We start from the raw sequence: 12,005 nt of genomic DNA on the forward strand, positions 1-12,005 counted from the left end.
GTCGTGGCTGGGGGGCGTTCAGAGATCATGATGCGTGGTTCGCGCCGAGGTTCGGAGCGCGTCGTTTACGGCGTGCTGATCGCGGCCTTTGCGGGCGTCGCGGGCCAGCTTCTGGTGTTGGCGGCATCGCGGCATACCGACATCACACTCGCCATTTCCGAACCCGTCGCGGCAACGAGCTTCAGCCGTCCCGATATCGTCGACCGCAACGGCCGTCTGCTCGCGACCGACCTCGAAGCGCCGTCGATCTTTGCTGACCCCGGGCTCGTGATCGATCGCGACGAGGTCGTCGAAAAGCTACGGACCGTGCTGCCCGATCTCGACGGCGACCAGCTCTTTCGCGATCTTGCCGATAAATCGCGGCGCTTTCTTTGGGTGCGCCGGGGCGTCTCGCCGGGCATCGCGCAAAAAGTGCATGATCTCGGTCTGCCGGGTATCGCCTTCCGATATGAGCTGAAACGCGCCTATCCCGGCGGCATGATGGCCGGCCATGTGCTCGGCTATACCGACGTCGACAATCGCGGCGTCTCGGGCATCGAACGCTATATCGACCAGAAAGTCGGCGTCGATCCGGTGCATTCGGCGGTGCTATCGAGCCGCCCGCCCGTGCGGCTGTCGCTCGATATCGGGGTGCAGCATGCCCTCGAAGACGAGCTCGACGACGGCGTGCGCGACTACAAGGCGGCGGGCGCGGCGGGTGTCGTCCTCAACGTCAAGACCGGCGAAATCCTGGCGAGCGCATCGCTGCCGCGTGTCGATCCGTCGTGGCCGATGGAGGCACTCGACCAGAAGCATATCGACCGCACGGCGGGGGGTACATACGAGCTTGGCTCGGTATTCAAAACGCTGACGCTCGCGATGGCGTTCGACGAAGGTCTGGCGCGGCCCGATACGTTGCTCGACGTGCGCCAGCCGCTCGAAGCGGGACGCTTCACCGTCAAGGACCTTCATCCGGCAAGCCGCCCGCTGACCGTGACCGAGGTCTACACCCATTCCTCGAACGTCGGCGCCGGCATGCTGGCGCTTGAAGCGGGGCCGGAAAAGCTTGAAGCGTTCTTCAAGAAGCTCGGTCTTTTGGATCAGATGGAAACCGAGGAAGGGCCGCTCGCGGCGCCGCAACTGCCGCAGCGCTGGAACCGGATTTCGACGATCACGACGTCATTCGGGCACGGTATCGCCGTTTCGCCGCTTCAGTTCGTCGCCGCCGCCGCGACCATTCTGAACGACGGCAAGACCGTGCATCCGACATTCCTGCGTAAATTCGATGCGGGGACGGCAGACGGCAAGGCCGTTGTCAGCCCGGCAACGTCGCGGCTGATGGCGCACCTCATGCGTCTCAACGTCGTCAATCGTGATGGTACGGGCGGAAAGGCCGATGTCCCGGGCTATCGGGTCGGCGGTAAGACAGGTACAGCCGACGTCGCTGCAAAAGGCGGGTACACGTCGAATTCGGTCATTTCGTCGTTTCTCGCGACATTTCCGACAGATGATCCGCAGTTCCTGACGTATGTCGTACTGTTCGAGCCGAAGGGCCGTAAAGAAACACACGGTTATCGTACCGCGGGATGGAACGCGGCGCCGATTACCGGCCAACTCATCGCCCGCATTGCGGCGCAGCTGGGCGTCGCGCCGGAGACCCAGACGGCCAGCCGGTGATCGCGACGGCAGCTGGATTTGACGGTTCGCTTGGCGCCTCCTATCACGTTCCAGACAAGGGGCGGTGCGGCCGGGGGACGATAAGGCGGGGATGATGCGGCTTAGCGAGGTGCTTCCGGCGGATATCGCGCCGCCGCCAGATGCGGACGCCATTTCCGTTTCAGGCATCACGGCCGCGAGTGCTGCGGTAGGTCCGAGAGCGATTTTCGCCGGGCTGCCGGGCACGAAAGTTGATGGCTCTAGTTTCGTTCCTGAAGCGATCGAGCGGGGCGCAGTTGCCGTCATCGTTGGCAGGAACAAGGGCGTGCGCGTTCCCGAAGGCGTGGCGCTGATCGAGGTCGATAATCCCCGCGCCGCATTGGCCAAGATCGCGGCGAAGTTCGCGGGCCGCCAACCGAAAACAGCCGTCGCTGTCACAGGAACGAGCGGGAAAACGTCCGTCGCCGATTTCACGCGGCAGATCTTCACGGCGCTGGGTCACAAGGCGGCATCGGTCGGAACCATCGGCATCGTCAAGCCGTCCGGCGCCGTTTACGGTTCGCTGACGACGCCGGATCCCGTCACGCTGCATGCCGCGCTTGCGGCGCTCGCGGACGAAGGTGTGACGCATCTGGCGTTCGAGGCGTCGTCGCACGGACTTGACCAGCATCGGCTCGACGGCGTGGAGCTTTCGGCGGCGGCGTTCACGAACCTCGGCCGCGATCACATGGATTATCATCCGACAGTCGAAGATTATTTGCGTGCGAAGCTGCGGCTGTTCACGGAGCTTCTGCAACCGGGGCAGCCTGCTGTCATCAATGCGGACGGGGCTTATTCGCGTGACGTCGCGGCGGCGGCGAAGACGCGGGACTTGCGCGTGATGATGGTGGGCACGGGCGGCGATGCGCTTCAGCGCACGTCGCTATCGCGTGATGGATTTCGCCAGATCATCGGCGTGAGCGCGGGTGGTAAATCTTACGAGGTTCATTTGCCTTTGGTCGGTGCGTATCAGGTCGAGAATGCGCTGGTGGCTGCCGGTCTTGCGATAGCCGTCGGAGAAGAGACGGAAGCCGTGCTGCAGACGCTTCGCGGTTTGAAGGGCGTGCCTGGGCGGCTCGAAATCATCGGTGAGCGCAACGGCGGTCTCGCCATCGTCGATTATGCGCACAAGCCTGAGGCGCTGGCGGCGGCGCTCGATGCGTGCCGTCCGTTTGCGACCGGGCGGCTGATTTCGGTGTTCGGCTGCGGCGGCGACAGGGACAAGGGCAAGCGGCCGATCATGGGCCGCATTTCGGTCGAACGCGCCGACATCACGATTGTGACCGACGATAATCCACGCAGCGAGCAACCGGCTGAAATCCGCAAGGAAATTCTCGCGGGTGCGGTGGGCGCTCATGAAATCGGCGACCGCGCGGAAGCCATCGCGACGGCGGTTCGCATGATAACTCCGGGCGATGTCGTGCTTGTGGCCGGAAAGGGTCACGAAACCGGCCAGATCATCGGCGATCGGATCATTCCGTTTTCCGATCACGACGAAGTCCGGAAGGCGCTCGCAAGCTGATGAACGCAATGAACGCTCTGTGGTCTTTCTCCGAACTTTCTTCTGCATTGGGCGTTGCGTCCGACGGTGACGGCGTTGCCATCACGGGCGTATCGATCGATACGCGGACGATGCAAGCGGGCGATCTTTTCGTCGCGCTCAAGGATCAGCGCGACGGGCACGAGTTCGTTTCGGCGGCGTTCAAGGCCGGGGCTGCTGCGGCCCTGGTCAGCCGCGATTATGTTCGTCAAGCGGGCGATGGCGCTTTGTTTCGCGTAACCGATCCGCTTGATGGGTTGGTGGCGTTGGGGCTAGCGGCGCGCAAACGGTTGTCGACAGATGCGCGCGTCGTCGGCGTGACGGGCAGCGTAGGCAAGACCGGTACCAAGGAGATGCTGCGCGCGTGTCTGTCGCGGCTCGGGGCTACGCACGCGTCGGAGAAATCCTACAACAACCATTGGGGCGTGCCGCTGACGTTGGCGCGGATGCCGGCCGATACGCGGTTCGCCGTGTTTGAGATCGGGATGAATCACGCGGGCGAGATCCGGCCGCTGACCAAGATGGTGCGTCCACATGCGGCGATCATCACCACGGTCGAAGCGGTGCATCTAGAGTATTTTCCGTCGGTCGCGGCCATCGCGGATGCCAAGGGCGAGATTTTCGAAGGCTTGCCGCATGGCGGGGCGGCGATCATCAAATATGACAATCCGTTTGCGGGTCGCCTCAAAGCTATCGCCGAGGCTTTCGGCGCGAAGCCGGTGACGTTCGGTTTTGACAGCAATGCCGACGCTTGCGGGTCGGATTTCCGGATGTCCGACGATGGCAGCGATATGACCGTTTCTATTGCGGGCCTGAGCATTCCGGTTCATCTGGCGATGCCGGGACGGCATATCGCGGAGAATGCACTGGCGGTTGCGGCCGCGGTTGCTGCCATCGGCGCGGAGGTCCCCACAGCGCTCGCTGCGCTGGCCGATCTTGTGCCGCCGAGCGGCCGGGGCGCGCGCAGCACGCTCTACGTCGGCGATGGAGAAGTGCTGCTCATCGACGAGAGCTACAACGCCAATCCGGCCTCGATGCAGGCGGCTCTGGCGACCCTCGGAGCGGTTCCTCGACAAAGATTTATGCGACGGATTGCGGTGCTCGGCGACATGCTGGAACTCGGCAGCGAGGCTCCGGCGCTACACTCCGGCCTCAAAAGTGCCGTCGATGCGGCGGATGTCGATTTGGTGTTCGCATGCGGGCCGCATATGAAAGGCCTTTATGATGCCCTACCAGCGGCCAAGAAAGGCGGCTACTCTCTGACGTCGGCGCCGCTCGAAATCGCGCTTGCGGATCGTCTGAGGGCGGGCGATGTCGTGATGGTGAAGGCATCGAACGGGACGCGGCTCGGCGCTGTGGTGGCGGCGCTGAAATCACAGTTTGGCAAAGACGGGCCCGCCGCTTAGCCGGCCGGGATCATTGAGGGGGAAGTTCGCGCGGCATGCTCTACGAGCTCGTCAATTTCAGCGACCAGATCAGCGCGCTGAACGTCTTTCGCTACATCACCTTCCGCACTGGCGGCGCGATCTTTACAGCGCTGTTGTTCGTGATGATGTTCGGACCGGCGATCATCGATCTCCTGCGCGTCAAGCAGGGCAAAGGGCAGCCGATCCGCGATGACGGCCCGGCAACGCATCTTTTGAAGCGCGGTACGCCGACGATGGGCGGGCTGATGATCCTCGCCGGCGTCACGGTCTCGACGCTGCTCTGGGCGCAGCTCGACAACGGCTATATCTGGGTCGTGCTCGGCGTTGCGCTTTCGTATGGCGCGATCGGTTTTTATGACGACTTTCTGAAGGTGACGAAGCGGTCGACTGCGGGCTTCTCAGGCCGCATCCGCTTCCTGCTCGAACTTTTCGTGGCCGCGCTGGCGGGCTTTGCGCTGATGAAGCTCAGTCCGGCCGGGCTCGCGACGGATTTGACGTTTCCGTTCTTCAAAGAGCTGGTCATCGATCTCGGGCCGTTTTTCGTGCTGATGGCCGTATTGGTGATCGCGGGTGCGGGCAATGCCGTCAACCTGACGGACGGGCTCGACGGCCTTGCCATCGTTCCGGTCATGATCGCGGCGGCGACGTTCGGCATGATCGCGTATCTGTCGGGCAACGCGAAGTTTGCGGGTTACCTGCAAATTCATCACGTGCCGGGCACGGGCGAGTTGTCCGTCATCTGCGGGGCGCTGATCGGCGCTGGCCTTGGCTTCCTGTGGTTCAATGCACCGCCCGCCATGATCTTCATGGGCGACACCGGCTCGCTGGCGCTGGGGGGCACGCTCGGGGCGATTGCGGTCGCGATCAAGCACGAGATCGTGCTGGCGGTCGTCGGCGGCCTGTTCGTGCTCGAAACGCTGTCCGTCATCATCCAGGTGCTGTCGTTCAAGTGGACCGGCAAGCGCGTCTTCAAGATGGCGCCATTGCATCACCACTACGAGCAAAAGGGCTGGAAGGAATCGACGGTCGTGATCCGGTTTTGGATCATTTCGGTGATTTTGGCGCTGATCGGGCTTTCGTCCCTGAAACTGCGCTAGGACGCCAAACGACGCGACTTGCTGTAGATTGACCTCAATGATTCGCGCGACGTCCTTTAAGGGAAAATCCGTAGCGGTGTTTGGGCTTGGTGCGTCCGGCATTGCGTCTGCCGAGGCTTTGATTGCCAGCGGCGCCATCGTCTCCGCTTGGGATGATGGTATTGCGGCGCGGGATGCGGCCATCGCCAGGGACATTCCGCTTTTTGATCTGTCTGTTGTGGATTGGTCGGGCTTCGCCGCGCTGGTGCTGGCACCGGGCGTGCCGCTGACCCATCCGGAGCCGCATTGGACGGTGAAACGCGCGACCGAGCACGGTGTTGCGGTCATCGGCGATATCGAGATTTTTGCGCGCGAGCGGGCGCTGCATGCCCCCGGCTCGCCGTTCATTGGGATCACCGGCACCAATGGCAAATCGACGACGACGGCGCTGATCTCGCACATTCTGCGGCACGCGGGGCTCGACGTGCAGATGGGGGGCAATATCGGCAGGCCGATCCTGACGCTTGAACCGCCAGAGCCGGGACGGTTTCATGTCGTCGAGCTGTCGTCGTTCCAGATCGACCTGACACCGACGCTCGGGCCGACCGTCGGTGTGATGCTGAACGTCACGCCCGATCATCTCGACCGCCACGGCTCGATCGAGCATTACGCAGAGATCAAGGAGCGCCTCGTGCTCGGCGCGGACATTGCGGCGGTTGGCATCGATGACGACTTCGGCCTGGCGATGCTGCGCAGGCGGATCAACGTCGGTCCTGTTGTGGCCTTCAGCGCGGAAAAATCCATCGCACCGGGTTACAGCCTGCTGGGCGATACGATCGTATGCAGCAACCGCGAGGGCCTCGCAGTGAAGCTTGGCTCTCTTGAAGGTGTCCCGACGCTGCGCGGCAAGCACAATGGTCAGAATGCATTGGCCGCCGTCGCGGCGGTTCGGGAGTGTCTCAGCGCGCTCGGGCGGACGACCGATCTCGATTGGCAGGGTGCGCTGTCGTCGTTCCCCGGTCTGCCGCACCGGATGGAAGAGATCGGCCGCATCGGCAAGGTGCTGTTCATCAACGATAGCAAAGCGACGAATGCGGACTCGACGGAGAAAGCGCTGCAGTCGTTTCCGCGCGATGTCTATTGGATCGCAGGCGGCAAGCCGAAGGCCGGCGGCATCGAGAGCCTGGAGCCGCATTTCGGCGGTATCACGAAAGCATATTTGATCGGCGAGGCCACGGATGCCTTCGCAGCGACGCTCGACGGCAAAGTTCCGTTCGAGCGCAGCGGCACGCTGAACGAGGCGCTATGGGCGGCTTCGGCTGACGCTCAGTTGAGCGATGGGCAGGAACCCGTCGTGCTTCTTTCGCCTGCGTGCGCGAGCTACGATCAGTTCCGTAATTTCGAAGTCCGCGGCGATTGTTTCCGGGGGCTGGTCGCAGCTCTTCCCGGCATTGAATTGCGGGCTGGGCCATGAAGCTCTCGCGCGCCGATCGCAGTCTGCTTGCGGAGTGGTCGTTCACGATCGATCGCGGGCTGCTGATCGCGCTGCTGTCGCTCATCGCCATTGGTGTCGTGCTGTCGGTTGCGGCGTCGCCTGCGGTTGCGATCAAGAAAGGTTTGCCGACCTATTATTTCGTCGAGCGGCATGTGTTCTTCGCGGCGCTCGGTACGATCCTGATGATCGTCATTTCGTTTTTTACGCCGGGCGGCGTCAGGCGACTGGCGGCAGGGCTGTTTCTCGTCGCGATCGGCGGCATGATCGTCGTGATTTTTTCCGGTGCCGAGATCAACGGCGCGCAGCGGTGGCTGAGTTTCGGCGGCTATACGATTCAGCCGTCCGAATTTGCGAAGCCGGCGTTTATCGTCATCCTGGCGTGGCTATTCGGCGAGGCGGGAAAGCGCAGCGATATGCCGGCGCTCCCGTTCGGGTTGGCGCTCTGGGCGTTCTTCGGGGCGATCCTGGTGGCGCAACCTGACGTCGGCCAGACCGTGCTGATCAGCGCGACTGCGGGTCTCATGTATCTGCTCGCTGGAATGCCGGTGATCGGTGCGGGCATTCTGGTGGTTCTTGGCGGTTGCGGAATGGGGATGGCCTATATCTACTTTCCGCACGTGCAATCGCGCTTCGACAAGTTTTTCGGCGCGGCGCCGATGGAGAATTCGCAGGCGGGCCGGGCTATTCAATCGTTTACGGAAGGCGGCTTGTTCGGCCGTGGGCCGGGCGAGGGCGTGATCAAGTCGATCCTGCCCGACGCGCACACCGATTACATTTTCGCAGTGATCGGCGAGGAATACGGTGCGATCGCGTGTATCGCGCTGCTCGGTGTTTTCGCTTTTATCGTGGCGCGGGCCATGCGGCGCGCTGCGAACGAACCCAACACCGCCGACCGGCTCGCGATCCAGGGGCTGGCGCTCGTTTTCGGGCTGCAATCGCTTATCAACATGGGCGTCAATATCGGACTGCTGCCGCCGAAGGGCATGACGCTGCCGTTCATTTCCGCGGGCGGATCGTCGATGTTGGCGCTGGCAGTTACCGCGGGCATGCTGCTGGCGTTGACGCGATGGCGGCCCGATCCACAGCGCCTCAAAAAGCCGCGATGGATTCCAGCTATCGACGAAGTACAACTCGGGGGTCAAACTCCAACACGATGAGCAAGAGGTAATGGCGGGCGCGCAATCCATCATGCTTGCCGCAGGGGGAACGGGCGGGCATTTGTTCCCGGCATTCGCCTTGGCCGAAGAGCTGAAGCGCCGCGGCGTCGTCGTCGATCTGATGACGGACATGCGTGGCGATCGTTATGGCGGCGGTTTTCCGGCGCGCGATATTTATCAGGTGCCGTCGGCGACGCTTGCGTCGCGGTCTCCTGGCAATATCGCGAAGACGGCGCTGATGCTGGCGCGCGGCACGAAGGCGGCGTATTCGATCCTCGGCCGTGTAAAGCCTGCAGCCATCATCGGTTTCGGTGGCTATCCGACATATCCGCCGCTTGTTGCGGCGCGGCTGCGCGGAATTCCGACTGCTATTCATGAGCAGAATGCCGTGCTCGGGCGCGCCAACAAGCTGTTAGCGAAACGCGTCACGGCAATCGCCACGTCATTCGAGCGCACGAAGTTTCTGGAAGGCAAGCTCGCCGAAAAAGCGGTGCTGACCGGAAATCCAGTGCGCCAAGCGGTCATGGATGCCGCGACGCGCCCTTATGAAGCGCCAGCCGGGGAGGGCGTGATCCGTCTTCTAATTTTCGGCGGCAGCCAGGGTGCGCGGTTTTTCTCAGATACTGTCCCGCTCGCGCTTTTTGCGCTTCCCGATCACATCCGGGGGCGGCTGCGCGTGGTGCAGCAAGCGCGCGAAGAGGATATCGAGCGCGTCAACGATGCCTATTTGGAGGCGAACATCAGCGCCGAAATTGCGCCGTTTTTCGCAGATCTCCCGGCTCGGATGGCGGCCGCGCATCTCGTCATCGGGCGGGCGGGTGCTTCCACGGTTGCGGAATTGACGGTGATGGGGCGGCCCTCCATCCTGGTGCCGTTGCCGCACGCGCTCGACAACGATCAGCTCAACAATGCGCGCCGCTTAGCGGAATCGGGCGGCGCGTGGTGCATCGAGCAGCGAAACCTGTCGCCGGAACGCCTCGCTGACGAACTGGAAAAGCTCTTGATTGCGCCTGACGCCCTTGCGGCGGCAGCGAAGGCCGCTAAAACCGCTGGACGCCCCGATGCCGTCCGGAATTTGGCCGATTTTACGCTGGCTTTAGCAGAAGGGCGTAAAACAGGTACGGGGCGTGACCATTGAGGGATCTGCATTTCGTCGAACCGCGCGAGATCGAGACAGCGAGGAAGCTTCCGGCCATGCAAATGCCGCGCGACATCGGACCTTTCCACATCATCGGCATCGGCGGCATCGGGATGAGCGCGATAGCCGAAATCCTGGTCGCCAAAGGATACACCGTTCAGGGTTCCGACCAGAAGGAGAGCGCCAACGTCAAACGTCTGCGCTCCAAGGGCATTCGCGTTTTTGTCGGCCATGATCCGGTGAACCTGATCGGGGCGCGCTATGTCGTGATTTCGACGGCGGTGAAGGCGCTTAATCCGGAACTGGTCGCGGCACGCCAGAAGGGCCTGACGATCATCCGCCGCGCTGAAATTCTCGCTGAGCTGATGCGGCTCTATTCGACGATCTCGGTGACGGGCACGCACGGCAAGACGACGACGACGTCCCTTCTATCGCACATCTTCACCGAAGCCGGCGAGGAGCCGACGGTCATCACGGGCGGCATCATCAATGCCTGGGGCTCGAACGCGCGGCTCGGGCAGGGCAAATGGATGATCGTGGAGGCCGACGAGAGCGACGGCACTTTCACGCGGTTGCCGACGGAAATCGGCATCGTGACGAACATCGATCCGGAGCACCTCGATTACTTCGGCTCGGTCGAGGCGATGCACCGCGAGTACGAGGCTTTTCTACGCAACATCCCGTTCTTCGGGTTGGTTGTGGCGTGCATCGATCATCCGGTGGTGCGGGAGATGGTGCAGCAGTTGAACCTGCGTATCGACGGCCGGCGCCTGCTGACGTATGGCCAGAGCGAGGATGCGGACCTCCGCCTGACGGGTGTGCGCATCGTCGGAAACACGACTTATTTCGACGCGAGCTTGGCGGCGCGTGTCAAAGGTGGCGCGCGCGTATTACAGGATTGGTCGGTGCCGGTGCCGGGTGCGCACAACGCGCTCAATGCACTTGCCGCGATTGCGGTTTCGACGCACGCGGGATTGTCGGACGCCAAGATCAAGGCGGCAATGGCCGGGTTCTCGGGCGTGAAACGTCGGTTCCAGTTCACCGGCGAATGGAATGGCGTGACCATCTATGACGACTACGGCCATCATCCGGCTGAAATCGCCGCGGTGCTGGCAGCAGCGCGGGGCGGCACGAAAGGCCGCGTGATCGCCGTCGTCGAGCCGCATCGCTACACGCGTGTGCGCGATCTGATGGATGAGTTCGCGCAGTGCTTCATGGACGCCGATAGCGTGATCGTAGCGCCGCTTTACACGGCGGGCGAAAGCCCGATCGACGGCGTGGACAATCGCACTCTGGCTGAGCGCATCCGAACTGTCGGGAAGCGGCCAGCGGAGGCGGTCGACGATCCGGCGCTTATCGCGCCCGCCGTCAAGAGATTGGCCGAACCCGGCGATCTGGTTATTTGCCTGGGGGCTGGCAATTCGACCGAGTGGGCGAATGCGCTTCCCGCGTGGCTTGCAGAAGAACCGAAGCGGACAGGGAGCGCGGGGTGATGTTCGCGGACATCACTGCCGACCTTAAGGCTGCAATGCCCCAGTTGAAAGGCAGGCTGAGCGCGAATGCGTCTTTAGCGGATGTCACTTGGTTTCGGGTGGGCGGTCCGGCGCAGATGCTGTTCATGCCTGCCGACGAAGCTGACCTTGCGTATTTCCTGAAGCATCGGCCGAGCGATGTTCCGGTGCAGGTCATCGGGCTCGGCTCGAACCTGCTCGTCCGCGATGGGGGAGTGCCGGGTGTCGTCATCCGGCTCGGGCGCGGGTTTTCTGAAATCGCCGTCGAAGACGGGCATCGGCTGCGCGTCGGCACGGCAGTTCCCGACGTGAAGGTCGCGCGGGCGGCGGCGGACGCGGGCATTTGTGGGCTCGCGTTCTATCGCGGCATTCCGGGGTCCATCGGCGGCGCGCTGCGTATGAATGCGGGTGCACACGGGCGTGAGACGAAAGATTGTCTGATCGGCGCGCGTGCGGTTGATCCAAGTGGCACCGTTCATGTGCTGTCGCTCGCCGACATGGGTTTCACCTATCGTCATTGCGGCATTCCGAAAGACTGGATTTTCACAGAAGCGACGTATGCGGGTGAGCCCGGCGATCCGGCTGAAATCCTAAAAGAGATGGATGCGGTCGCGGAGTATCGAGAGAAGAACCAGCCGATCAAGGAACGGACCGGCGGCTCAACGTTCAAGAACCCGCCCGGTCATAGTGCGTGGAAACTTGTCGATCAGGCGGGGTGCCGTGGGCTTCGCGTCGGTGGTGCGAAGGTTTCGGAGATGCACTGCAATTTTCTGATCAATGACAATCAAGCGAGCGGCGAAGACGTCGAGACGCTCGGTGAGACGGTTAGGGCGCGCGTTCGCGAGACGGCCGGCATCACGCTCGACTGGGAGATCATTCGTCTCGGTATTCCCAAACCCGGCCGTCCGGTCGGGGAAGCGCTGGCCGCTGAGCGAGCCGACCAAAACTAATTCACAGCACATGATTTTCAATCTGCAAGCGAGCCAG

At 62.7% G+C, this 12,005-nt stretch carries 9 protein-coding genes; all 9 read left to right on the forward strand.

Translation table 11 applies throughout. The features are described 5' to 3' along the window. Window positions 1–27 precede the first annotated feature (27 nt). The 9 genes from RLW41_RS12030 (at window position 28) to murB (ending at window position 11,968) form a co-directional block, all read left to right on the forward strand. The gene (locus tag RLW41_RS12030; protein WP_414461576.1) at window positions 28–1,656 is read left to right on the forward strand and encodes a peptidoglycan D,D-transpeptidase FtsI family protein; all 1,629 of its coding nucleotides are present in this window, start codon (window positions 28–30) and stop codon (window positions 1,654–1,656) included. A gap of 94 nt (window positions 1,657–1,750) precedes the next feature. Further along, complete coding sequence (locus tag RLW41_RS12035) at window positions 1,751–3,196, forward strand: UDP-N-acetylmuramoyl-L-alanyl-D-glutamate--2,6-diaminopimelate ligase (RefSeq protein WP_414464590.1); 1,446 nt, start codon at window positions 1,751–1,753, stop codon at window positions 3,194–3,196. After that, window positions 3,196–4,620 (forward strand): UDP-N-acetylmuramoylalanyl-D-glutamyl-2,6-diaminopimelate--D-alanyl-D-alanine ligase, encoded by a 1,425-nt coding sequence (locus RLW41_RS12040; protein WP_414461577.1) that lies wholly within the window; start codon window positions 3,196–3,198, stop codon window positions 4,618–4,620. The genes RLW41_RS12035 and RLW41_RS12040 overlap by 1 nt, the downstream gene beginning before the upstream one ends. Before the next feature lie 35 nt (window positions 4,621–4,655). Next, window positions 4,656–5,738, forward strand: coding sequence for a phospho-N-acetylmuramoyl-pentapeptide-transferase (gene mraY / locus RLW41_RS12045; RefSeq protein WP_013945977.1), 1,083 nt, complete (start codon window positions 4,656–4,658; stop codon window positions 5,736–5,738). A gap of 37 nt (window positions 5,739–5,775) precedes the next feature. After that, a complete protein-coding gene (gene murD, locus RLW41_RS12050) occupies window positions 5,776–7,191 on the forward strand; it encodes a UDP-N-acetylmuramoyl-L-alanine--D-glutamate ligase (RefSeq protein WP_414461578.1) in 1,416 nt (471 codons plus the stop codon). Next, a complete protein-coding gene (locus tag RLW41_RS12055; RefSeq protein ID WP_013945979.1) occupies window positions 7,188–8,369 on the forward strand; it encodes an FtsW/RodA/SpoVE family cell cycle protein in 1,182 nt (393 codons plus the stop codon). The genes murD and RLW41_RS12055 overlap by 4 nt, the downstream gene beginning before the upstream one ends. A 10-nt stretch (window positions 8,370–8,379) precedes the next feature. After that, window positions 8,380–9,507: an undecaprenyldiphospho-muramoylpentapeptide beta-N-acetylglucosaminyltransferase gene (gene murG, locus RLW41_RS12060; RefSeq protein ID WP_409561961.1), complete on the forward strand. Its 1,128-nt coding sequence runs from the start codon at window positions 8,380–8,382 to the stop codon at window positions 9,505–9,507. 56 nt (window positions 9,508–9,563) lie between these two features. Continuing rightward, on the forward strand, window positions 9,564–11,000 hold the full coding sequence (gene murC / locus RLW41_RS12065; RefSeq protein WP_414464591.1) for a UDP-N-acetylmuramate--L-alanine ligase: 1,437 nt from the start codon (window positions 9,564–9,566) through the stop codon (window positions 10,998–11,000). Beyond that, complete coding sequence (murB, locus tag RLW41_RS12070; RefSeq protein ID WP_414461579.1) at window positions 11,000–11,968, forward strand: UDP-N-acetylmuramate dehydrogenase; 969 nt, start codon at window positions 11,000–11,002, stop codon at window positions 11,966–11,968. Before murC ends, murB begins: the two co-directional genes overlap by 1 nt. The last annotated feature ends 37 nt before the right edge of the window (window positions 11,969–12,005 follow it).

The organism is Hyphomicrobium sp. DY-1 (genome assembly GCF_047497105.1).
Classification (GTDB): Bacteria; Pseudomonadota; Alphaproteobacteria; order Rhizobiales; family Hyphomicrobiaceae; genus Hyphomicrobium_B.